The 23,316-nt window shown below is 55.6% G+C and carries 24 protein-coding genes and 3 tRNA genes; 20 read left to right on the forward strand and 7 right to left on the reverse strand.

Annotated elements, in window-relative coordinates; genetic code table 11:
- Positions 1-136 precede the first annotated feature (136 nt).
- The 3 genes from ABFB09_RS05245 to ABFB09_RS05255 all read right to left on the reverse strand — a co-directional run bounded on the left by ABFB09_RS05245 (position 137) and on the right by ABFB09_RS05255 (position 3,115).
- The gene (locus ABFB09_RS05245) at positions 137-328 is read right to left on the reverse strand and encodes a hypothetical protein (protein ID WP_347000445.1); all 192 of its coding nucleotides are present in this window, start codon (positions 326-328) and stop codon (positions 137-139) included.
- The gene (locus ABFB09_RS05250) at positions 325-2,868 is read right to left on the reverse strand and encodes a heavy metal translocating P-type ATPase (RefSeq protein ID WP_347000447.1); all 2,544 of its coding nucleotides are present in this window, start codon (positions 2,866-2,868) and stop codon (positions 325-327) included. Before ABFB09_RS05250 ends, ABFB09_RS05245 begins: the two co-directional genes overlap by 4 nt.
- A gap of 170 nt (positions 2,869-3,038) precedes the next feature.
- Positions 3,039-3,115: transfer RNA gene (locus ABFB09_RS05255), tRNA-Pro, on the reverse strand.
- Positions 3,116-3,255: 140 nt separating this feature from the next.
- Here ABFB09_RS05255 and def point away from each other — a divergent pair.
- Positions 3,256-3,798, forward strand: coding sequence for a peptide deformylase (gene def, locus ABFB09_RS05260; RefSeq protein WP_347000448.1), 543 nt, complete (start codon positions 3,256-3,258; stop codon positions 3,796-3,798).
- On the forward strand, positions 3,795-4,439 hold the full coding sequence (locus ABFB09_RS05265) for an HAD-IB family phosphatase (protein ID WP_347000450.1): 645 nt from the start codon (positions 3,795-3,797) through the stop codon (positions 4,437-4,439). The genes def and ABFB09_RS05265 overlap by 4 nt, the downstream gene beginning before the upstream one ends.
- On the opposite strand, the gene ABFB09_RS05270 is transcribed toward ABFB09_RS05265, so the two are convergent.
- On the reverse strand, positions 4,436-5,095 hold the full coding sequence (locus tag ABFB09_RS05270; RefSeq protein WP_347000452.1) for a YggS family pyridoxal phosphate-dependent enzyme: 660 nt from the start codon (positions 5,093-5,095) through the stop codon (positions 4,436-4,438). The two genes, ABFB09_RS05265 and ABFB09_RS05270, sit on opposite strands and share 4 nt — an antisense overlap.
- Positions 5,096-5,100: 5 nt before the next feature.
- Positions 5,101-5,517 carry a zinc-ribbon domain-containing protein gene (locus tag ABFB09_RS05275; RefSeq protein WP_347000454.1) on the reverse strand — a complete coding sequence of 139 codons (417 nt, stop codon included), beginning with the start codon at positions 5,515-5,517 and terminating at the stop codon, positions 5,101-5,103.
- Positions 5,518-5,660: 143 nt separating this feature from the next.
- Here ABFB09_RS05275 and ABFB09_RS05280 point away from each other — a divergent pair.
- From ABFB09_RS05280 to rplT, 11 genes are all read left to right on the forward strand, one after another.
- A tRNA-Leu gene (locus ABFB09_RS05280) sits at positions 5,661-5,745 on the forward strand.
- 50 nt (positions 5,746-5,795) lie between these two features.
- Positions 5,796-6,146, forward strand: coding sequence for a DUF2200 domain-containing protein (locus ABFB09_RS05285; protein ID WP_347000456.1), 351 nt, complete (start codon positions 5,796-5,798; stop codon positions 6,144-6,146).
- Positions 6,147-6,289: 143 nt separating this feature from the next.
- Positions 6,290-7,210, forward strand: a complete 921-nt coding sequence (locus ABFB09_RS05290; RefSeq protein ID WP_347000458.1) for a 4Fe-4S double cluster binding domain-containing protein — start codon at positions 6,290-6,292, stop codon at positions 7,208-7,210.
- A complete protein-coding gene (locus ABFB09_RS05295) occupies positions 7,207-7,887 on the forward strand; it encodes a Crp/Fnr family transcriptional regulator (protein WP_347000460.1) in 681 nt (226 codons plus the stop codon). Before ABFB09_RS05290 ends, ABFB09_RS05295 begins: the two co-directional genes overlap by 4 nt.
- Positions 7,888-8,126: 239 nt before the next feature.
- Positions 8,127-8,384 carry a phosphohydrolase gene (locus ABFB09_RS05300; RefSeq protein ID WP_347000461.1) on the forward strand — a complete coding sequence of 86 codons (258 nt, stop codon included), beginning with the start codon at positions 8,127-8,129 and terminating at the stop codon, positions 8,382-8,384.
- A complete protein-coding gene (locus ABFB09_RS05305; protein ID WP_347000462.1) occupies positions 8,371-9,093 on the forward strand; it encodes a 4Fe-4S ferredoxin in 723 nt (240 codons plus the stop codon). The genes ABFB09_RS05300 and ABFB09_RS05305 overlap by 14 nt, the downstream gene beginning before the upstream one ends.
- Positions 9,094-9,361: 268 nt before the next feature.
- The gene (locus tag ABFB09_RS05310) at positions 9,362-10,603 is read left to right on the forward strand and encodes a hypothetical protein (RefSeq protein WP_347000463.1); all 1,242 of its coding nucleotides are present in this window, start codon (positions 9,362-9,364) and stop codon (positions 10,601-10,603) included.
- Between the two features lie 96 nt (positions 10,604-10,699).
- Positions 10,700-12,454: a threonine--tRNA ligase gene (thrS, locus tag ABFB09_RS05315; RefSeq protein WP_347000476.1), complete on the forward strand. Its 1,755-nt coding sequence runs from the start codon at positions 10,700-10,702 to the stop codon at positions 12,452-12,454.
- 65 nt (positions 12,455-12,519) lie between these two features.
- Positions 12,520-13,077, forward strand: a complete 558-nt coding sequence (gene infC, locus ABFB09_RS05320) for a translation initiation factor IF-3 (protein WP_347000477.1) — start codon at positions 12,520-12,522, stop codon at positions 13,075-13,077.
- Positions 13,064-13,264: a 50S ribosomal protein L35 gene (gene rpmI, locus ABFB09_RS05325; protein ID WP_347000464.1), complete on the forward strand. Its 201-nt coding sequence runs from the start codon at positions 13,064-13,066 to the stop codon at positions 13,262-13,264. Before infC ends, rpmI begins: the two co-directional genes overlap by 14 nt.
- A 20-nt stretch (positions 13,265-13,284) precedes the next feature.
- Positions 13,285-13,632, forward strand: a complete 348-nt coding sequence (gene rplT / locus ABFB09_RS05330) for a 50S ribosomal protein L20 (protein ID WP_347000465.1) — start codon at positions 13,285-13,287, stop codon at positions 13,630-13,632.
- A 557-nt stretch (positions 13,633-14,189) separates the two neighbouring features.
- Here rplT and ABFB09_RS05335 read toward each other — a convergent pair.
- Both ABFB09_RS05335 and ABFB09_RS05340 read right to left on the reverse strand, forming a co-directional pair.
- Positions 14,190-14,265, reverse strand: a tRNA-Arg gene (locus ABFB09_RS05335).
- 68 nt (positions 14,266-14,333) lie between these two features.
- Entirely contained in the window at positions 14,334-14,888 is a 555-nt protein-coding gene (locus tag ABFB09_RS05340; RefSeq protein ID WP_347000466.1) for a small multi-drug export protein, read from the reverse strand.
- A gap of 120 nt (positions 14,889-15,008) precedes the next feature.
- On the opposite strand from ABFB09_RS05340, the gene dxs reads away from it, so the two are divergent.
- The 7 genes from dxs to ABFB09_RS05375 all read left to right on the forward strand — a co-directional run bounded on the left by dxs (position 15,009) and on the right by ABFB09_RS05375 (position 23,202).
- Positions 15,009-16,925 (forward strand): 1-deoxy-D-xylulose-5-phosphate synthase, encoded by a 1,917-nt coding sequence (gene dxs, locus ABFB09_RS05345; protein ID WP_347000467.1) that lies wholly within the window; start codon positions 15,009-15,011, stop codon positions 16,923-16,925.
- Between the two features lie 65 nt (positions 16,926-16,990).
- Complete coding sequence (locus ABFB09_RS05350; RefSeq protein ID WP_347000468.1) at positions 16,991-18,199, forward strand: phosphoglycerate kinase; 1,209 nt, start codon at positions 16,991-16,993, stop codon at positions 18,197-18,199.
- Positions 18,199-19,407, forward strand: coding sequence for a 2,3-bisphosphoglycerate-independent phosphoglycerate mutase (locus ABFB09_RS05355; protein WP_347000469.1), 1,209 nt, complete (start codon positions 18,199-18,201; stop codon positions 19,405-19,407). The genes ABFB09_RS05350 and ABFB09_RS05355 overlap by 1 nt, the downstream gene beginning before the upstream one ends.
- 2 nt (positions 19,408-19,409) lie before the next feature.
- Positions 19,410-20,177, forward strand: coding sequence for a triose-phosphate isomerase (gene tpiA, locus ABFB09_RS05360; protein ID WP_347000478.1), 768 nt, complete (start codon positions 19,410-19,412; stop codon positions 20,175-20,177).
- Positions 20,178-20,191: 14 nt separating this feature from the next.
- Positions 20,192-21,151, forward strand: a complete 960-nt coding sequence (gene miaA, locus ABFB09_RS05365; RefSeq protein ID WP_347000470.1) for a tRNA (adenosine(37)-N6)-dimethylallyltransferase MiaA — start codon at positions 20,192-20,194, stop codon at positions 21,149-21,151.
- Entirely contained in the window at positions 21,138-21,986 is an 849-nt protein-coding gene (gene dapF / locus ABFB09_RS05370) for a diaminopimelate epimerase (RefSeq protein ID WP_347000471.1), read from the forward strand. Before miaA ends, dapF begins: the two co-directional genes overlap by 14 nt.
- Positions 21,987-22,014: 28 nt before the next feature.
- Positions 22,015-23,202 (forward strand): LL-diaminopimelate aminotransferase, encoded by a 1,188-nt coding sequence (locus tag ABFB09_RS05375; RefSeq protein ID WP_347000472.1) that lies wholly within the window; start codon positions 22,015-22,017, stop codon positions 23,200-23,202.
- The last annotated feature ends 114 nt before the right edge of the window (positions 23,203-23,316 follow it).

Consider the following 23,316-nt stretch of genomic DNA (forward strand, 5'->3'; position numbering starts at 1 on the left):
CCAGGAGTGAACGCCTCACCGGTTACCCATATACGCCAAAGTAACCCGGTTGGAGCGTTCCTGAGTATAATATGTCGGCGCAGGTTCGGTGTCAATGGAATACCCGCTCGCACCATCAGGAGCTGACAACTGACAGCTACCGTTTAAAGAATGCCGATACCGCCGGGATCAGGATGATCATCAACAGAATGAACACCCACACCGCCCCGCCGATACGTTCCACCGTGGTGTAGTCTCCAGCGGTAGTTACCAGCAGGAACAGCGCCGCACCCAGCAGGGACAAGCCGCTGTATATGATCGCTGTGGTCTTAGGAGTGTTTTTCATCATGTGCCTCCTTGCATGGTTGCGGCGCGGCGGACGCCGGGCACGAAGCCACGCATTCGGAGGGTGTTCAAGGTCACCGACAGGGAACTGGTGGCCATCAGGAGCGCCGCCAGTTCTGGGGAGACCATCTGGCCGGTAAAGGGATACAGCAGCCCCATGCCGACCGGTATAGCCAGCGTGTTATAGCCGAAGGCCCAGAACAAGTTCTGCTTGATGAGACCGAGCGTCTGCCGCCCAACTTGGAGGGCGGCCACCACGTCCAGGATGTCGTCCTTGACCAGGATGACGTGCCCCGTCTCCTTGGCGACATCGGTGCCAGAACCTATAGCAATTCCGACATCCGCCTGCGCCAGCGCCGGGGCGTCGTTGATCCCGTCGCCGACCATCGCCACTTTGAGGCCTTCAGCCTGGAGCTTTCTGACCTCTCCTGCCTTGTCTTCCGGCAGCACCTCAGAAAGTACCCGGTCGATGCCGACCTGCCGGGCGATGGCCTCAGCGGTGCGGCGGTTGTCGCCGGTGATCATGAGTACTTGGATGCCCAGACGTTTAAGCTCGGTGACGGCAAGGGCCGATGTCTCCTTGAGGGTATCGGCTACAGCCACGATGCCGGCGGGTTTGCCGCCGATGGCGACAAACATGACCGTCTTGCCTTCAGTCTCCAGGCGCTCGGCGTCGGTAGTCAGGGCTTCCAGGCCGACGGCGCTCTCAGCCATCAGCTTGCGGTTGCCCAGTTGTATCTCCTTATTGTCGAATACTGCGATCACCCCATGACCGGGTACGGCACGGAAACTCGAAGCGTCGGCAGGCTCGCCTGATTTTTCGCGATGTGCCCGGACAATAGCCTCGCCCAGCGAGTGCTCCGAGTGTTTCTCAGCTACGGCGGCAAGTTTCAGCACTTCATCACGGCTGAAGGGTTCGACGGCGATGACATCGGTCACCGAGGGCTGGCCGCGGGTCAGGGTGCCCGTCTTATCAAAGATGATGGCTTGGATGCGAGCAGTGGCTTCCATGGCATCCGCTCCCTTGAACAAGATGCCGTATTCTGCCCCCTTGCCGCTGCCCGCCATGACCGCGGAAGGCGTGGCCAATCCCAAGGCGCAGGGACAGGAGATGACCAGCACCGTCACTGAGGTCAGCAGGGCGAAACCGAAAACGCCCAGCCCGTGCAAGGTGTACGGGGTCAGGATCAGCCGGGTCTCCGGGGTGAACCAGGCGTCGTAGCCGATGAAGAACCAGAAGACGAAGACCAGGAGGGCGATGATGTGCACGCCCAGGATGAAATGGCCGGCCACCCGGTCCGCTAGTTTCTGGATGGGGGCGCGAGTGGTCTGGGCGTCTTCGACGAGTTTGATTATCTGTGCCAGCGCCGTGTCCTTGCCCACCCGCGTCGCCTTGAAGCGGAAGGCGCCGGTTTTGTTAAGCGTCCCGCCGATGACCTCGTCACCTGTCTGTTTCTCTACGGGTAGGCTCTCTCCGGTGATCATCGATTGGTCCACCGCCGAGTAGCCGTCGATGATCTTTCCATCGACCGGGACCGCTTCGCCGGGACGTACGGCGATTATTTCATTTACTTCGACGGCCTCGGCGGGGATCTCAATCTCGACGCCGTCGCGGATGACACGGGCCATCTTGGGTTGTAATTTCATCAAGCGCCGGATGGACTCGGAGGTGCGTCCGCGGGTGACCGCCTCCAAGTAGCGGCCCAGGATGATGAAAGCGGTCAGTAGAGCCGCGGCCTCGTAAAAAGTAGCTTCCGATCCGCCGAAGCCGGCCTCGGGGAAAAAGGTGTTGATTACCGCGATGAGGTACGCCGCGCCGATACCGGTGGCATAAAGCAGGTTCATATCGGTCAGGCCGCGCTTTAGGCCGTTCCAAGAATTGATGAAGAACTGCCGTCCCGGACCGAAAACGATGGGCGTGGTCATCAGGAACAGGAAGACCTTGTTGTTCATCCACTCCGGAACGAATGAGGAGAGTATCCAGTATGGCTGGAACATGCCTAGCATGACGATCAATCCCAGCGACCACGATATAATGAGGTTACGTTTCTGGCGTTTTATCTCCTCCTCGCGGGCGTCCTGCTCCCGGTCCAGCGCTGCCTGACCTTCGATCTTCTCGACAGCGCCGTAACCCAGTTCCCTGACCGTTTCGATGATGTCGTGGAGCGGTGTCACCGCCGGGGCATATTCGATGCGAGCGCTCCCGGCGGAAAGATTGACCACTATACTGTGGACGCCCGGCATGGACTGAATAGCCCGTTCGATGTTTTTAACACAGGAAGCACAGGTCATACCGGTGACGGATAGACTGGCGGTGTCATAAACAGCGGAATAACCCATATCTTCGACCGCTTTTTTGAGGTCGGCGAGTCCGGCCAGAGAGGGGTCGTACTCGACCGACGCCTTGCCCGTAGCCAGGTTGACGGTAACCGCGCCGACCCCGGTCACAGTCTTAAGCGCCCCTTCGACATGGCGAACGCACGCCGCGCATGTCATACCGCCGATGAATAATGTTAGTGAGGTTTTTTTCTTGTCACCGGTCATGGAGACTCCAAATAAACCGTGAACGTCACGGGATTGGTAACCCAATAATAGCACATTGGGATATAAAAACTATCTGAAACAGTTTACGAATAAAAGAATAGATTGGTCGCGTCGGGCAGTTTAGTGAGGCGGATTTGCCACGTGGGAGGGGAAATTTAGCTTTAAGAGTTTGGTCGGGGTGGACGGATTTGAACCGTCGACCACCTGAACCCCATTCAGGTGCGCTACCAGGCTGCGCTACACCCCGTTGTTTTAAGCCTCAAGATGTTAGCATAGACGCCTTATTCCCGCAAGCCTTTTGACTCGCTCAGAACGAACCGGGTTGTCCGTAAGGCTGAAAATCGATATAATATTAACATAACATTTTCATTCGAGGGTAGTTTCACCATGGCTGTAAGGACGCTTCATAAACATCCGGATCAGGTGCTGCGGCAGAAAGCCAAAAAAGTGCCCGTCGTGGATAAGAGCATAAAGACGCTTATCGACGATATGGTAGAAACCATGATCGTCTGCAACGGCTGCGGTTTGGCCGCACCTCAAGTGGGAGTATCGTTACGCTGTATCGTCATCGGCATGCCTGATGAAGAACCATTCGCCATCATCAATCCGGAGATCGTCAAACGGGTCGGGGAGCGTGAAGTCGAAGAAGGTTGCCTGAGCGTGCCTGATCTCATGGGTGATGTCAAACGATCGATGTCGGTCATCGTCAAAGGCCTGGACAGGTACGGCAAGCCGATGCGCGTCAAAGGCAAGGCACTGCTGGGGCAAGCCCTGGAACATGAGATAGATCATCTCAACGGCGTGCTGTTCATCGATAGGGTGGAATCCCCGTCCAAACTCCACAAGAAGGAGCAACCCATCAATTCCGTGGAAGTGGATGCCCGGGATCTGATCAAGACTGAGAACGAGAAGGATCTGACCGCAATTTGAAGACCAAAACGCTGTTGCAATGTGATTTTGATGGCACCATCACAGAGGGTGACATCAGTTTTCTTATCCTGGAAAATTACGCCCGGGGTGACTGGCAGGCCATCCTCCGTGATTACCAGGAGGGCAGAATACCGGTCGGTGATTTCAACAGCCGCGCTTTCGCCCTGGTCAAAGAGGACCGGAAAACGCTGGAGAAGCTGGTACATCAAGAAGGCCGCCTCCGGCCGGGTCTGCATGAACTGGTGGAGTACTGCCGGGAACATGACATAATCATGACCGTGGTTTCCAATGGTCTGGACTTTTACATCAAGGCGTTACTGGGTCACAACGGTTATGGGCATCTTGATATCATTGCCGCCAGAACGGTGTTCACTTCTGACGGGATGGATGCCCGCTACTTCGATCATCACGGGCGGGAACTGCTGCATGAATTCAAGGCCTGTTACACGCAGCAGTTCATCGACCAGGGGTTCCGGGTGCTCTATGCTGGTAACGGCCCCTCGGATATCCCGGCCTCCAGGCTGGCCCAACATACCTTCGCCACCGAGTCCTTACTGGAACACTACCGTCGAGAAAATCTGCCGCATACACCGTTCACCGATCTGCACGACATCGTCGCCGGATTGAAGGAACTGGACTAACGCCTCGGCCCGAAAATCGCGGTACCCAGGCGCACCAGGTTAGCTCCCTCTTCGATAGCGACACGATACGAATCGCTCATGCCCATCGACAGGTAGCGGATATCAGTCCGTACGAGTTTTGCCTGTTGCATTTGATCAAAAAGGCGGCGGGTTTCGGCAAAATACGGCCGCAGTTGTTCCGCCGGGACATAGGGCCCCATGGTCATCAACCCTCGGAGTTGCAGGTTCGGCAGGGTATCGATCGCTTCTGCCAGTTCAGAAAGAGCTTCCGGCATCACTCCATTCTTCTGAGTTTCACGTCCGATATTGACCTCGATCAGCACCGGCATGATTTTATTCGACACTGCCGCCTGCCGGTCGATGACCTCGGCCAATTCCAGACTGTCCACCGTCTCGATGAGATCAAATATTTCGACCGCCTTCTTCACCTTGTTGAGCTGCAGGTGGCCAATAAAGTGCCATTTTACGCATCCGCCGATGGCGTCATAAGCCGTCGCCGCTTCCTGAATATAATTCTCCCCGATGCGTTGAATTCCGGCTTCCACAGCCGCCATGATCTCATCGTGTGTCCTGGTCTTGGCCGCGGCCACGATGCTGACCTCAGGAGGGATCTCCTTGAGTATCCGGCGAACGTTATCATGGATATACGGGTACATTTCGTCTACGATAACGGGTGGCCGCAGGAGGGGCAAAACCGCATGCCGCGTTCCACCGGTTGCGAGCAGGCCTGGCAGACCGCCATCAACGAACGGTGCTCACCGGCGATCTCACCCAGCACTTTTTTAAGTTCTGTTTCCGTCATGAGCCGCCCGGCGATCTCCTCTTTGAGCTTATCGGCTATTTCAAGGCTCTTACCGCAGCCCTGGCAGGTCATGTATTGTTTGGCGCGATACTGCACGGTGGGCACAAAATAGACGGTAAGCTTTTCCCGGCGCTGATCCACGCTGAAAATCCGGTCATCCCGGCAATCCGGGCACCGGGTAACAATGTATCCCAGGTGTTCGCCGTAGTGCTTATTGCCGAATAAAAAAACCATATCACTGAATATAGCAGAAGTGAGCGGTTCGTTGTCAATCATCCGCACTCCGGCGGTCCCGGGAAAGCTGGCCGCCGCCGAGGTCGGAGTTCGGCGGGATTCTTTATATAATGAAGGTGGTGATACCGGACCCCGGAATGGTTAGCGGCAAACTCAAAGCTGTGTTAAAATGCTCTGGCTTGGGAGGGGGAGTGCCGGAATTGGCAGACGGGCATGACTTAGGATCATGTGCCGCAAGGCGTCGGGGTTCGAGTCCCCGCTTCCCCACCAGAATTTTAATTCAGTGAAGCGGCCGATATTCACACCGAGTAATAATTACCATGAAAAAACATCCCATCTATACAATGAGCTTCGCAAGAGTGTATCCCCTTTACATCACCAAGGTTGGGAAAAAAGGACGCACTAAAGCAGAGGTCGATGAAATCATTCGCTGGTTGACGGGATATAATCAGGAAGAACTGGAAGCGCAATTGGAAAAGCAGACAGACTTTGAAACCTTCTTTGCGCAAGCCCCCCAACTGAATCCTTCGCGGTCTTTGATCAAGGGTTTGATCTGCGGCATCCGGGTGGAGGACATACAAGAACCGATTATGCGGGAGATTCGCTACATGGATAAGCTGATCGATGAATTAGCCAGGGGAAAAGCCATGGAAAAGATTCTGCGAAAATAGGGAAGCTTCTCCAAGCTGGTAACCTGGACATTAAAATCCAAAGAAAGCCTGAAGGGTGCGGCCAACTCCCCCGTTACGATTTCAAAGAGTGCTATGCCATGATCCCGCGTAACCTGAAAACCTCCCTGGAGAATGAACGCTAGATGCCGATTGCCGCCGGAGTTATCGCCGAACTGGAAAAACTGGGCTACCGCGCCTGCGTTATCCCCCTGGAAAGATTGACCGCACTCGAGAACGAATACAGGGCGATAACCAGCCGTGAGGTATGGCGGAATTCCCCCCACCTCTCCCGGCACCACTTCGATTTTGCCCCGCCTCCGGATTTTCCAGCCCGGTCGGTCCTCATCGTGGCCGCGCCGGTTACGCCGGTGAAACTTGGTTTCACCCGCCACGGCCGCCATTACGCCTTTGAGGTGCCGCCGCTGTCCGCTGATCATGATGTTGACCTTGAGCGCATCGTCGCCGCCGTGACCAGTCTCATCACCCCTCACGGTTACGGGCTTATAGATGCCAACGTTCCGACTAAACTCCTGGCCAGTCACGCCGGTCTGCTGGAGAACGGTTACAACAACATGGGTTTTATAGAAGGCATGGGCAGCTTTTTCCGCCTTTCGGCATTTTTCTCGGACATGCCGCCCGGAACCGCCGTCTGGACGGAACACCGGGTCAGCCGGAGCTGTGAAGTCTGCCGCGCCTGTTCCGAAAGCTGCCCCACCGGATGTCTCGGACCGGACGGATACGATGTCGGCCGCTGCCTTTCATTACTCAGCAAGGAAGCCTCAGATTTCCCTGAATGGGTACACTCCCGGTGGCATAATTCACTCATCGGCTGCCGCATCTGTCAGCAGGTCTGTCCGATGAACCGTGAGCTCCTCGACACCGCCGGCACCGGAGCCGAGTTTTCAGAGACGGAAACCGGCGCCATTCTGGCCGGAACCCCTTTTGAAGACCTGGACCCTGCCACCAGGGATAAATTGCGCTACTTTCACTTGAACACTTATTACAATATTCTGCCGCGCAACTTACGTCTGCTGCTCGACAGGGAACAGGCGGATCTTTCATGAAAACCGAAGCCATAGTCGCCGCACTGAAGCGAAGCTACCTTTTCGCCACTTCATCGGAAACAGATCTTGCAGACCTGGTCGCCGCGGCGGAGTTCCGCCAATTCGCCGCCGGCGAATATATCTTCTGGGAGGCCGAACCATCGGAACGTTTCTATCTTTTAACCCGGGGACGGGTGAAGGTAGTCAAACACGGTTCCCAGGGCCGGGAGACGGTAGTGGGCTTTTTCGGTCCGGGCGAGGTTTTCGGTGAGGTGGCGGTTCTTGAGGGTAAACCGTACCCCGCCTCCAGCGTCGCCGCCGAAGATGTCGAGGTCCTGGCCGTCAGCCAGCAGGTATTTCGTGATTTCATCGCCCGGCACCCCGGTGTCGCCATGGCCATGGTCGCCATCCTGAGCGCCCGCCTCCGGGAAGCCCAGAGCCGGTTGCATGACCTTTCCGGTGAAAGAGTGGAGCAGCGCCTGGCGCGGACTCTGGAGCGTCTGGCATCCAAATTAGGCCGGGAACTGCCCTTCACCCGCCAGGATCTGGCAGACATGTCCGGCACCACGCTGGAGACCACGATCCGCTTTCTCAGCCGCCTTAAAGAAGGCAAGATCATCACCTCGCGCCGCGGCCTGGTCATCATCGAGGATGAAGAGAAGCTCCGCCTGCTGGCCGAAGGCCCCCCGCAGGCCTAGCAGCCCCAAACAACCCGTCATCGTGCTTGTCCCAACGAAGTCGGGGAGCCTCCTGCGAAACAATTATAAAATGGCCGTCAGAAGAGAATCCCTCTCCCCAACGGGGAGAGGCTAGGTGAGGGGGCACCTCCACGCATACATTACACTACACGCAGATATCGCTCCGACCTTGATGTAAATCATACACCAAAGCTTTTCCGTGGATTATAATCACCATATAAATCTGAAAACGAGGTGCTATGACAGGCAAATGCCCGGGCCAGGACTTCCGTAAGCTCAGAGTTGAGCTCCACCGCTGCCCTAAGTGTCGTTCCGCGGTGGAGATATTCTCCGATGAGATACGGGTGCGCTGCCAGAAATGCGGTGAACCGGTCTACCGGGAAAAGGCGCCGTCCTGCATCGAGTGGTGCGCTTCGGCGCGGCAATGCCTTGGTGAGGAACGCTGGCAGTCGCTTAAGATTGAAACAAAGGAGGAATCTAATAATGCCGGTACGTAAAATAGTCTGCATCGACGAAGATAAATGCGATGGTTGCGGCGTCTGTGTGCCGTCCTGCGCCGAAGGCGCCATCCAGGTCATCGACGGCAAGGCCAGACTGGTGAGCGATATCTACTGCGACGGCCTGGGCGCCTGCCTGGGTGAATGTCCCCGTGACGCCATCACCATAGAAGAGCGTGAAGCCCCGGAATTCGATGAAATCGCTGCCATGAAGCATGTCGCCCGGACGCAGCCCAAACCCCCCGTCCACGCCTGCCCCTCGGCGCGTCTCATGTCCTTCGGCCATCCCGTCAGCCCCGCACCTGAAGAACACAAATCCCCCGCGGCGCCGGAAGCCTCAGCCCTGGGCCACTGGCCGGTGCAGTTGACGCTGGTGCCGCCGCATGCTCCTTTCCTGAAGAATGCGGATATCCTGCTGACCGCGGATTGCGTGCCGTTCGCCTATCCCAATTTCCACCGGGACTTTCTCAAGGACAAAGCGCTGCTGATCGCCTGTCCCAAGCTGGATGATTATGAAGCCCATCTCCACAAACTTTCCCAGATCTTCGCCCAGGCCCAACCGGACAGCGTGACGGTGCTGCGCATGGAAGTGCCCTGCTGCGGCGGTCTCACCCAGTTGGTCCGTCAGGCGGCGCAGATGGCCGGTGTCATGATGCCGGTCTCTGAAGTCACCATCGGCATCCGCGGCCAGGTGCTGGCCGCCACCTGAATCCAATATCAAAAATACCAGATTATTATTTTTTGTCGCGGTTATTGACTATCATACCGGGGTACATTAAACTAATACCGGTAAACTAAAGTACCTGTCCTGAGGTTAACCGGTTATCGGGATGGGTGCCTCGTAACGCTGAGTGACTGGACGCCTGAATGGGCAGCCGGTGATGATAGCAGGGTAGGGGCCGAGTCACTCCTTCGAGGGGTAACGGGCCGGGAACGAATGATCCCGGCTTGGATATATGCCACAGGAGGAGATAGACATGAGCGCCGAACCCAGTATTCTGGTCAAACCGCTGCCGCAGATATTGGATGAAATGGATGCCAATATCCAGGCTGCCGCTGAGGCCGCAAGAAAAGCTGAACGGGCCGCGCTGAGCGCCGGCACTTCCGCTGAAGCCGCTACCCAGGCATCGATAGTCGCCGAAATGCGCGCTGAGGAAGCGCGCAAAGCCGGTGAGCATGCCGCCGAGTCCGCCACCCGCGCCGCGGTGCACGCCGCCGCCGAGGCCAAAAAAGCCGCTGAGGAAGCCTCTCACAAAGCTGAGATCGCCGATACCGCCTCGACCGAAGCCTCCCGCAAGGCGGAAGCCGCCAGCAAATGCGCCGATGACGCCTCCGCGCGGGCGGAAGAAGCCGCCCGCAGAGCCGAAGAAGTCGCCCGCGCCGCCAGGTACGCCGCTGAAGAAGCCTCCGCCAAAGCTGAAGAAGTTGCGTTGGCCTCCCGGGAAGCGGCAATCGCCCTTTCGCGCGTCGCGGATGAAAACGCTTTGAGACTTCAGGAGATGGCCCTGGCCGCCAAAGAATCTCTGGAAGATTCTATAGATCAGGCCATGAAAGCCGTGCGTGCCGCCGAAGCCGCGGCCAAAGCCGCCGCCGCCGCCGCTGAAAAAGCCCAGCACAATCCCGGCAGTGAAACGGCCCGCCAGTCCGATGAAGCCGGACGTCAGGCCAAGCTGGCTGCCAGCCAGGCCTATCATATGGCCGAGGAAGTGGCCCGCAAAGCGGAATCCGCGGAAAGACTCGGCGCTGACGCCATTGAAGCCGCCGCAAAGGTTCCGGATAACATCGCCGCTAAAGTGGAAGAGGCTGGCAAAGCCGCCATGACCTCCGCCGCGCGGGGCGAGCAAACAGCCGCCGCCGCCGTCACCGCCGCCAATTCTGCCGATAAATCCGGTGACGATGCCATGCACGCGGCTCTCGGCGTCCTTCAGGATATGATCAATCGGGCGGAGAGCGCCGGGCGGTCTGCCCGCATCGCCGCGGATGAGGTTTCCAAAGCAGCTCACGACCATGCCGAGCAGGCGGCGCAACGCGCCCAGGACGTCGCTGAGGCGGCCACCCGCGCCGCTCAGGAAGCCCTGAGCAAAGCGGAAGAAGCCCTCTTCAGGGCGGTGGTCAAAAAACTGACTTCCGGGCAATGGATAACGCTCTTGATCGTTATCAATCTGGGTATCGTCATGGGCGCCGTGCTGCTCGCCACGGCTCTGGGCGCCCTGCTCTAATTCGCCTTGCGCCCCTTATGAGGGCAAGTTATAATGCGTTAAACATGGAGCCTCTCACTCTCCGGATGAGAGGCTCCGTCTTTCAAAGAGGTATTTATCGTGGACGATTCGGCTAAAGCTCAACTGGATACCATCCGCCATTCCGCGGCTCACATCCTGGCCCAGGCGGTGACTTCGCTTTTCCCCGGCGCCAAACTGGGTATCGGCCCCTCCATCGACACCGGTTTCTATTATGATTTCGACCTGCCCCGCCCGCTCCTGCCGGAAGACCTGCCCCTGATAGAAGCCCGCATGACGGAGATCGTCAAGCAGAACATGGCCTTCACCCGGGAAACGGTCAGCCGCGCCCAGGCGGAGCAGATATTCGCCGGTCAGCCCTACAAACTGGAACTCATCGCCGAACTTCCGGATGACCAGGATATCACCGTCTACCGCAACGGTGAATTCGCCGACCTGTGCCGCGGCCCCCACGTCTCCCACACCGCCCGGGTCAAGGCCTTCAAACTGCTGTCCATCGCCGGCGCCTACTGGAGAGGGGATGAAAAACGCCCCATGCTGCAGCGGGTTTACGGCACCGCCTTCCAGACCCGCAGTGAACTGGATGAATACCTGACCAGCCTGGCGGAGGCTGAAGCCCGGGACCACCGGCGCATCAACAAGCAGCTCAATCTGTTCATCACCCCGGAAGAAGTTGGCGGCGGTCTGGTCATCTACGGCCCCAAGGCCGGGCGTATCCGCACCATCGTGGAGGAGTTCTGGCGCCGGGAGCATTACAACAACGGCTATGAACTGCTTTACACCCCCCACATCGGGCGGGGCACTCTCTGGGAGACCTCGGGCCACCTGGAGAACTACAAGGACATCATGTACTCCCCCATGGATATCGACGGGCAGGATTACTACGTCAAGCCGATGAACTGCCCCTTCCACATCATGTTTTACAAGTCCCAGGTTCGCTCCTACCGGGATCTGCCGGCCCGCTGGGCTGAACTGGGCACCGTTTACCGCTATGAGCGCAGCGGCGTGCTTCACGGGCTTTTGCGCGTGCGCGGCTTCACCCAGGATGACGCCCACATCATCTGCGCCCCGGATCAGATAGAGACGGAAATCGCGGAGGTGCTGCGTTTCTCGCTGCACATGTGGCACACTTTCGGTTTCAAGGACCTGCAGTTTTTCCTGGCCACCAGACCTGAAAAGGCTATCGGCACTGAAGAGCAATGGCAGCGGGCCTCGGACGCGCTGAGCCGGGTGATGGACGCCCAGGGCTTCGATTACAAGGTAGATGAGGGCGGCGGCGCTTTTTACGGTCCCAAGATAGATATCAAGGTCCGGGACGCGCTGGGCCGGGAATGGCAGATGACCACCATCCAGTTTGACTTCAATCTGCCGGAACGTTTCGATATGACGTACATCGGCCAGGACGGCCAGGAACACCGGCCATACATGGTCCACCGCGCCCTGCTCGGTTCCTGGGAGCGTTTTTTCGGTCTGCTCATAGAACATTATGCCGGCGCCTTCCCGGTCTGGCTGCACCCGGTGCAGGTCGCGGTGTTGCCCATCGCCGACCGCCACCTGGAGTATGCTGAGAAAATTGCCGCCGGCCTTAAAGCGGCGGGCGTGAGGGTGTACCTGGATGATCGCGCGGAAACCGTCAATCAGAAGATCCGCCAGTCGCAGCTTGAAAAAACCCCCTGCATGCTGGTCCTCGGTGACAAGGAAGTCGCCAACAACACCGTGGCAATCAGGCTGCGGACCGGGCAGCAGAAGTACGGCGTTTCTTTCGATGCCTTGAAAGCGATGCTTCTTGAGACCATCGAACAGCGCCTTGGCGATTTGCTGATTGAGAGTTGAACTTAGCATCGTAAATGTGCTATATTTTTCGATAGTCTTATTTTTCGTGGAGAGGTATCCAGCACATAGTTAAAGAACTCCGGGTTAACGATAAAATCCTGGGCCGCGAGGTTCGGGTGGTCGGGGATCAAGGTGAGCAATTGGGCGTGATGACCGTCGCCCAGGCCAAAGACCTTGCCCGGCGCGGCAACCTCGATTTAGTGGAAGTTGCGCCTACTTCGGTACCGCCGGTCTGCCGGCTTATGGACTACGGCAAATACCGTTATGAGCAAACCAAGAAGGAACGTGAGGCCAAGAAAGGCCAGAAACTTTCGCTTCTGAAAGAGATCCGGCTTCGCCCCAAGATCGGTATTCATGATTATGAATCCAAGGTGCGCAACATCCGGAAGCAGCTTGAAGAAGGCGATAAGGTCAAGGTGACCATCATGTTCCGTGGGCGGGAGATCACTCACTCGGAGTTAGGAATTAAAATACTCAAACGTGCTGCTGAGGACCTGTCGGATATCGCTCTCGTTGAAGGTCAACCGACACTCCTGGGCTCGCGAATCCATCTTATGCTGGTTCCCAAACCTGGTGCTAAACCTAAATCAAAGGAAGGACAACCCGAGAATGCCGAAGATTAAAACTCATAAAGGCGCCCAGAACCGGTTCAAGTTCACCGGAACCGGTAAGCTGATGCGCGTTAAAGGCCCCAAGAGTCATCTGCGCCGTAATAAAGCTCCCCGCGTTCGCAGTCAATTCGATGAGATGATTCCGGTCGCCAAAGCAGACGTCAAACGTCTCACCCGCCTCGTTCCCTACGGTACCTAATTTATAAAGGATAGAAAACAATGACACGCATTAAAGGTGGGGTCGCCACCAAAAAACGACATAAAGCAACACTTGAATTAACCAAAGGTCATCGCGGCCAGCGGAATCACAACTTCCGCCGTGCCAAGGAAAGCCTGACCCACGCCCTGGCTTACGCCCACGCCCACCGCCGGGACCGAAAGGGTGATTTCCGCCGCTTATGGATCGCCCGCATCAATGCCGCGGCCCGCTTGAACGGCATGACCTACAGCGCGTTCATAGCCGGCCTGGCCAAGTCCGGTGTTGAGCTTAACCGCAAGGTGATGGCTGACATGGCTATCACTGATCCCGCCGCTTTCGCTGGCCTGGTCAAGACCGCACAAGGCTAAACTACCCCAAATATGGGCTTCCAACCCCCTGAACACATATGCGTCAGGGGGTTTTTGGTGTATAATGATGCAAAGGGTTCAAAATCTATTGTGAGGCAAAATTAATGCGCTTAGGCCCGACGGAATTAATTATCATCATTGTAATCGTTATAGTACTGTTCTTCGTCTTCAAGAGCCGCAGGAAGAATTGATACCTGATTGTAGCTTAACATAATATACAACTCGTAAATATTTCTTCCAACCCGCCAAAAACAGGCCTTTTTCAGCCTTTTGGTATGGTATAATACGCCCCTGATATTCACGTCATCCGGCCCGGGGCGGATTCCCCCGCGCTTATGCTTATCGAGTCCGGCTACAGCATTAACCCTAAATGGGAATTTCAGCAAACCGCCGTAAAATGGGTTCGTTTCTGCACTTTGGAAAACGACTCGGAAATTTGTGCAGCAATACATCTACGTACCGCTCATCTATCACCACATCCGGTTTGACGATTTGAAATTTATTTATTTCGGTATTGTTTGTAATTTGGAGCTTGAGATTTGGAATTTCGGCTTGTTTGGCGTCCCAGGCGGGATTCGAACCCACGGCCCGCTGCTTAGAAGGCAGCCGCTCTATCCACTGAGCTACTGGGACACGCATTGTCGCGTCGTTGGGGCACAGCATACTGTGACCAATATACTAACACCGGCTTTAAGAAGGGGTCAAGAACGTCGATTGTGCCGGCGGAGCGTGCCGATGATAAACATCGCAACAAGCGCCGCACCGGCGGTCAGGGCGCCCCACCAGCCCATCACCGATAACGCTGTGACGATGATACCCGCTATGAGCACACCCAAAAAAATGTGGCGCATGGCGTCGCCGAACGGGATACCCATCAGTACTGCGGCTATAGAACCGGTCCAGGCGCCAGTCATCGGTAACGGTATGGCGACAAAGAGCGTCAGACCAAATTTTTTATACCGCTCGATAAATCCACTGCGAGACCGGGTTCTGTTGAACAACCAGTCGAAGAATCGCCTGAACATGGAGAACTTCCCCAGCGTGCAAACCGCCCAGTTCAGCAATCGTAAAATAAAGGGTACCGGGAGCATGTTGCCGATGACAGCCAGAAGGAAGGCATTATACCAGGGGATGTCGAGGACGTTGATCGCCACGGGTACGGCCCCTCGGAGTTCGACAACAGGTAATGCCGCAATAATGATAACCACCAGCGCCGGTGGCAAGCCGAGGTCTAAGAAGAATTGCTGAAATTCCATGCGCCGCCGAGTCTATCAGAGCCTCATCCAATCGTCAACACGAACGAGTTTTAGCTTGACAGGGGCATTAAGCGCTGTTAGTATAACCGGTGTGCCCAAGGCCAGAGAAAAGGCGACTTATTGTCTAAGATACTGGACAACATCAGTTCACCTACTGATCTGAAACCCCTTTCTGACGCCGACCTGGACCGCCTGGCCAGTGAACTCCGGGAGGAGATGGTAACCCGGGTAACTGCCAATGGCGGGCATCTGGCGTCCAGCCTGGGGGTGGTGGAACTGACCATCGCTCTGCATAAGGTGTTCGATTGCCCGCGCGATAAGATCGTCTGGGATGTCGGGCATCAATCATACGCCCACAAGCTTTTGACCGGCCGCCGCGACCAGTTCGCCACCCTGCGGCAGATGGGCGGTATGTCCGGCTTCACCTGCCGTGATGAGAGTCCGTATGACTGTTTCACCACCGGTCACGCTAGCACCTCCATTTCCGCGGCGGTGGGCATGGCTGTCGCCCGTGATATCGAAGGTAAGGACAATCACGTTATCGCGGTCATCGGCGACGGAGCAATCACCGGTGGTATGGCGCTGGAGGCCCTGAACCATGCCGGACATCTCGGCAAGAGGCTCATCGTCATCCTGAACGACAACGGTATGTCCATTTCACCCACCGTAGGTGCCTTATCCCGGCTTTTCAGCCGGGTTCGCTTTGATCGTCGTTACTACAAGGTAAGTGAAAAAAGCGCCCGCATTCTGAAGCGCAGCAATTTCGGCAGCCGGCTCTGGGATTTCGGTCAGAAGATCAAGGGCTCGATGAAAAAGATGGTCATGCCGACGACGCTGTGGGAAGAATTCGGTTTCGCCTATAGCGGACCGATCGACGGACATAACATTACCGAAATTATCTCGGCACTGGATAAGGCAAAAAGCTACTCTCACAAACCGGCTCTCATCCATCTGGTGACCACCAAGGGCAAAGGCTACGCCCCGGCGGAAAGCGACGCCGTGCATTTCCACGGCATTTCTCCGAAGGGAAGTCCCAAGAAGAACGGCGGCAGCCATAAGGTGCCGTCCTACAGCGAGGTTTTCGCCCTTACTGTCGAAAAGATGGCCTGGGAAAACCCGAGATTGTCGGTCATCACCGCGGCCATGCCCGACGGTTACAGCCTGGGGCATATGCAACAGGTCATGCCCGAACGCATTTTCGATGTGGGTATTTGTGAACAGCATGCCGTGACCTTTGCCGCGGGACTGGCGGCAGAAGGCATGACTCCGGTCGTCGCCGTTTATTCCACCTTCCTGCAGCGCGCCTTCGACCAGATCATCCACGACGTGGCCTTACCCGGCCTGCCCGTGGTCTTCGCACTGGACAGGGGTGGTATCGTCGGTGAGGACGGCAAAACCCATCAGGGTATTTTCGACCTGTCTTACTTGTCGCTCATCCCCAACCTTATCGTCGCCGCTCCCAAGGACGAGAACGAACTGCAACATCTGCTGTATACCGCCACCCGTTGCGGTAAGCCGATGGCGGTACGGTATCCCAGGGGCGCTGGTGTGGGGGTGGAGATGGACGCCGAACTCAAAGAGATCCCGGTCGGGCAGGCGGAGATCCTGCGTTACGGCGAGGATATCGTACTGCTAGCCACCGGAGCGAGCGTCGCTGCCTCGCTGGCGGCCGCTGAATTACTCTCAGAGAACGGACGGCAGGTTTCCGTGGTGAATATGCGATATATCAGCCCCCTCGACGAGTCGCTCATCTTGGATCTTACGCGGAACAACAGACTCTTCGTCACCGTCGAGGAAAACGTCCTGAGCGGCGGTTTGGGCAGTCGGGTGGCCCTTTTGCTCGAACGTGCCGGTTTGTCCGATGTACGCCTGAAGTGTCTTGCCATTCCGGATGAATTTGTCACGCACGGAACCCAGTCCCAATTACGATCTAGTTACCGCCTCGATGCCGATGGTATCTACTTGGAAACGCTGGCCTTCGCCGAACTCAACGATAAATCGCTTTCCCGGAGTCTTCACCCGGTCCCGATTAATTAATTAGACCGGAGCGATAACGGTACCAGGCCCAATCACCATCTAATACTCAGAACAGGAGCTGGTATATGGACGAAATGACAGTGCGCGATGTCGATGTCAGGGACAAAAAGGTTCTCGTACGTGTTGATTTCAATGTACCCTTGAACGACAAAGGCGAGATCACCGACGACGGCCGGATCCGCGCTGCCATGCCAACCATTGAGCACCTGGTGGAAAACGGTGCTAAGGTTATCCTGATGTCCCATATGGGACGCCCGGATGGCAAAGCCGCACCATCCCTCAGTCTCAAGGTGGCCGCTGACAGATTGTCCGAATTGATGCGGCAGAAGGTTGAATTTATCGACGCGTGTGTTGGTGAACGGGTCGAAATTGCTGCCGGTAAACTGAAAAGCGGGGACGTTCTCCTTCTGGAGAATCTGCGTTTCCATCCGGAAGAAGAAGCCAACGACCCGGAATTTGCCCGTCAGTTGGCGCAACTGGGGGAATTATACGTCGACGACGCTTTCGGAACGGCGCATCGGGCGCACGCATCGATCGTTGGGGTGACCAAATACCTCCCGGCCGTGGCCGGCTTGCTCCTGGAGAAAGAACTGATCGCTCTAGGCCAGATATTGGAGAACCCGGCGCGGCCATTTTGCGTGCTGTTCGGTGGCGCCAAGATTACCGATAAGGTGAAGCTTTTGGAAAATGTCATGGACAAGGTGGACACCATCCTGGTTGGCGGCGGTATGGCGGCGACGTTTTTGAAAGCCGACAACTACGAGGTGGGCAAATCCATCGTCGATGAAAAACTGGAACTGGCGGCCAAGCTTATGGCCAAAGCTAAGAAATTCGGCATTAAACTGCTGTTGCCGCGTGACGTGATCGTAACCGGCGATCTGACCCCCGAGGCCAGGGGTGTCTGCGTACCGATAGAAAAGATACCGCCATTGGGACGCATCGTGGACATCGGATTGCTCGCCATCAGCCTTTTCACCAAGGAATTGGAACGCTGCCGCACCGTCTTTTGGAACGGTCCCATGGGCATTTACGAGATGCCGCAGTTTTCAGAAGGCACCAAGGCCATGGCCGAAGTTATCGGCCGCTTGCACGCCTCGACGATCATCGGCGGTGGTTCGACCGCGGAGATCGTAGCGGAACTTAAAATGGCTGAAAAGATGAGCTTCGTCTCCACCGGCGGCGGTTCTTCCATGCTATTCCTTTCTGGTGAAAAACTACCCGGTGTCGAAGCGCTGCTCAAAAAGGCTGCCATTGGCAAAAGGAATCTTGGCTGATGGCGGATCAGTTATCGCTCATGCGGGAACTTTCGATCAAGACCGATAGCAAAATCGTGATGGTGGTGCTGGACGGCCTTGGAGGTCTGCCGCATCCGGACACCGGGAAAACGGAATTGGAGACCGCCGTTACTCCCAATCTGGATGCCTTAGCCCAAAGAAGCATTTGCGGTTTATCTGACCCGGTCATGCCCGGTATTACCCCCGGCAGCGCTCCGGGACACCTGGGGTTGTTCGGTTACGATCCGCTCGACTGTCTTATCGGCCGGGGTGTACTGGAAGCCCTGGGTATCGACTTTGACCTGCACGACGGGGACGTAGCCGCTCGCGGTAACCTCTGTACAATGGATGAGAACGGCGTCATCACTGATCGCCGCGCCGGGCGCGTCTCGACCGAAAAAAGTACAGAACTAGCGGCACTCCTGAATGGTATGGAAATCGATGGCGTTAAAGTCATCGTAGAACCGGTGAAAGATCATCGGCTGGTAGCCGTTTTTCGGGGTGATGGTCTCTCCGATTCTGTAACCGACTCGGATCCGCAGCGTATTGGGTTTAAACCGCAACATGTAGAAGCTCGAATTGAATCTGCGAATCGTATGGCCGGCATCGCCAACAAATTTCTGGAAAAAGCGACAGGTCTGCTATCTGAACATCACACGGCTAATGGGCTTTTACTACGAGGGTTTTCTCATAAACCGCATTTCCATGGCTTCAAGGAGATATACAAGCTCGACGCCTGCGCCATAGCCAGTTATCCGATGTATCGCGGTTTGGCAAAGGTCGTGGGTATGACAGTGGTCAAAACCGGTTCCACGCTTTCCGACGAGATCGCCACGCTCAAAGAAAATTACGGGAAGTTCGATTATTTTTTCTTGCACGTCAAGGCCACGGACGCGGCAGGAGAAGACGGGGACTTCGATCGCAAGGTCTCGGCACTCGAAGATTTCGACCGAATGTTGCCGCGAATCACCGCTTTAGAACCGGATGTTTTGATGATTACCGGTGACCATTCAACTCCGGCATTGATCAAGGGCCACAGTTGGCACCCGGTACCGGCAATGGTATTCGGTCGATATTGCAGGCCTGACCGTGTGGATGAATTCAATGAATCGGCTTGTTTGAGCGGCGGGTTGGGACGGCTACCGGCTTGCCATTTAATGCCGGTCGCCATGGCCAATGCTATGAAACTGGAGAAGTACGGCGCATGAAGATGACTGAACGACGTCCCCGGGTAATCGCCGGCAACTGGAAGATGAACACCACCCTGGACGAAGCCATCGAACTGGTAAACGAAATGCGCTATGAACTCGATGAGATAGAAAGCGTGGAAAAAATTGTCTGCCCGCCATTCATCTCGTTAGCGAAGCTCAAGGAACTACTCAGCGGTTCAAGTGTCAAAGTGGGCGCACAGGATGTTTTTTATGAGGATAAAGGCGCCTTCACCGGCGAAATTTCACCCCTCATGCTCTCTGACTTATGCCAGTACGTTATTATAGGCCATTCGGAACGCCGGCAGTATTTTAACGAGACGGATGACATCGTCAACAGGAAATTGAAATCGGCGATGCGTCATGGCTTGAAACCGATCTTGTGCGTTGGTGAAAACCTGGAGCAGAACCAATCCGGTAACACCGAATCGATCATCCGTGATCAAATGACTAAAGGTCTTGCAGATCTAGAATCGCCCAATTTTCTCATCGCCTATGAGCCCATCTGGGCCATCGGTACCGGCCGGGCGGCCACCGGGGAACACGCCAACCGGGTGATGTCTTTCATCCGCTCGATTTTTTCAGACCTGTTCAGTCCGGAAGCCGCCGAAACACTTCCTCTCCTTTACGGAGGAAGCGTCAACGCTGAGAACATCATCGAGTATCTATCACAACCGGATATCGATGGCGCGCTGGTGGGCGGCGCCAGCCTTAAAGCCGCGCAATTCGTCAGCATCGTCAAACGCGCGGCGCAACCTTACAGTCTCTAGGACCCCGGAAGATTTTGCAAGATAATACCGGATCCAACAAACTCATCGTCATCGTCGGACCTACCGGCAGCGGAAAAACCGATTTGGCCGTCGAGCTGGCTAAAACCTATCCCGGTGAAGTGATCAGCGCCGACAGCCGCCAGATATACCGCTACCTGGACATCGGCACGGCCAAACCTTCTCTCGCTGAAAGGGGAGGGGTACCACATCACTTATTTGACATAATAGACCCCGGGCAGGATTTTAACCTTGCGGAATACCAGGGACAAACCTATCAAGTCATAGATGGAATCCAATCCAGCGCAAAGCTGCCGTTTCTGGTGGGTGGCAGCGGGCTTTATGTTTGGGCAGTGGTCGAAGGCTGGCAGATCCCACAGGTAGCCCCGGATTGGGAACTACGGAATGCATTGGAAAAACGGGCGCGGGACGAAGGTGCTGACGCGCTTTACCAGCAATTGGTAGCTGTGGATGCCGCTGCCGCCGAAAGCATCGACCGCCATAATATCCGTCGCGTCATCCGGGCTCTGGAAGTTAGGCTGGGAGGCGGCAACCGTGCTGCTGAGGCACCGCGCAAGAAGACGCCACCTTACAGTATTTTGATCATCGGCCTGACCGCCGAGCGCCGAACTCTTTATGAGCGCGTTGACTTTCGTATTGATAAAATGATAGAAAGTGGTCTGGTCGCAGAGGTCAGTTCCGTTTTAGATAAAGGTTACGCACCCGACACCTCAGCGCTGAAAAGCGTCGGTTACAAAGAGGCAATGAGTCACCTCCGGGGCGAATTGGACATTCCGGCGATGGCCGAGAGAATCAAGGCGGAAACTCACCGGCTGATAAGGCACCAGTATAACTGGTTCCGTTTGATTGACTCCCGCATACACTGGTTGGATATTCAGGACGACTATGTTGCCCGAGCCAAAGAATTGATCAAAGGATTCCTGGAAGAAAAGAGCTCCGAATATGGAATTTACTAAAGTACAAAGCGCCGGTAATGATTTTGTCTTGATAGAGGCTGCCAATCTCAAAGCGGATTGGTCTGAGTTAGCCATCGCGACGTGCCATCGGCATTTTGGCATCGGTGCGGACGGACTTCTGCTGTTGCTACCGTCGAAAAAGGCTGATTTCCGCATGCGTATCTATAATAGCGACGGAACCGAAGCCGAAGCCTGTGGTAACGGGTTGCGGTGTTTGGTGAACTACATCTACACCAAGGGTTTATCCCGTTCAAAAGTCATCACCGTTGAGACAGCCGGGGGCATCCGGACGGCTGAAATAAGTTCCACCGAGGGTTCACCGAAAATCCGTATCGGTATGGGTTCACCCATTTTTACACCTAAGGAAATACCTGTTGTCGTCGAACTCGGCAAAGGCGGGCTCGTTTGCGGTATGACGGTGAACTATCCATTCACAGCTGCCGACACTACATTTAAACTGAGTTTCGTCTCCATGGGCAATCCTCATGCCGTATATTTCACCAATCAACCGGTGGCAGGCTTCCCATTGTCCACCTTCGGTCCCGCGGTAGAAACAGCAAATATTTTTCCACGTAAGACAAACTTCGAAGTCGCCCGTGTACTTAATAACCGGACGATCGAAATGCGTGTGTGGGAACGTGGGGTAGGGGAGACCCTGGCTTGCGGTAGCGGCGCATGCGCTGTAGCCGTCACCGGGTGGATGCTGGGTTGTATCGGGGATACGGTTGACATAAGGTTACCTGGCGGAACACTTATAGCTGAATGGCCTGGTAGTGGTGAGGTATATCTCACCGGTCAGGCCGAATTGGTTTTTACCGGCAATTGGCTCAAATAGTAATACCAGTGAAAGGTCATTGTGTTTCATGAAAATTGCCAACCGCATTGAGAATTTACCACCGTATCTATTCGTCACCATAAGTAAAAAGATCGCCGAAAAGCGAGCTCGTGGTGAGGAAGTCATCAGTTTCGGTATTGGTGATCCGGATATGCCGACTCCGTCGCGTATCATCGACACACTGTGCCAGGCAGCCAGGGAACCTGCCAATCATCGTTATCCAGAATCTGAAGGATTGCCGGAACTGCGTCAGGCTATTGCCCGTTGGTATCAACAACGTTTTGATGTAGTTTTGGACCCGGAGACTGAAGTATTGCCGCTTATCGGTTCAAAGGAAGGCATCGGGCACATGGCGTGGTGTATGCTCAATCCAGGTGACGTGGCGCTGGTGCCGGACCCCGCATATCCGGTTTACGCCATCAGCACAGCGCTAGCAGACGCCGAACCGTACTATATACCGTTGACTGCCACAAGTGGTTTTTTGCCGGATTTTGAAGCTATACCGGGAGATGTAATAAAAAGAGCCAAATTGCTGTGGCTCAATTATCCTAACAATCCTACCGGTGCCGTAGCCGACATCGCGTTTTTCGAAAAGGCTGTCGCTTTTGCCAGGGCAAACGATATCGTTATTTGTCATGATGGCCCGTACACGGAAACGGCCTATGAAGGATACCGTCCGCCTAGCTTTCTTCAAGCCCACGGTGCCAAAGAGGTCGGCATAGAGTTTCATTCACTTTCCAAGAGTTATAACATGACTGGATGGCGAATCGGCATGGCCGTAGGCAACGCTGTGATGATCGATGCTTTGAAGCGGTTCAAGTCGAATATGGACTCCGGTGTACCCCAGGCCATTCAATTGGCTGCCATCGAAGCGCTGAACGGCCCCCGGTCTGAAATTTCCCGCCATAACGACATCTACCAACGCCGGCGAGATTTGATCGTAGAAACATTACTAGATATGGGCCTGGAGGTCGATACACCTAAAGCCAGCCTTTACGTATGGGCGAAAGTACCAAAAGGCTATACCTCGGCTGGTCTTGCTACCGAACTATTGGAACAGGTAGGTGTGGTCGTGACCCCTGGAAACGGTTATGGCGTCCAGGGAGAAGGTTATGTAAGACTGTCATTAACCATCTCTGATGCCAGTTTGGTAAAAGGCTTGTCCAAATTGGCAACTTGGAAAGGCATGATGGGTCGAAGCAAGTCCAAATCATAGACCCGTAACAATATTTTCAGCATCGAATTGTGTCAATACCCCCCCATCGACATTCCGAAGTATATTATGTCAATTAGAAACACATCGTCTTGCCACATACTACATAACATATAT

Source organism: Dehalogenimonas sp. THU2, assembly GCF_039749495.1.
GTDB lineage: Bacteria > Chloroflexota > Dehalococcoidia > Dehalococcoidales > Dehalococcoidaceae > Dehalogenimonas.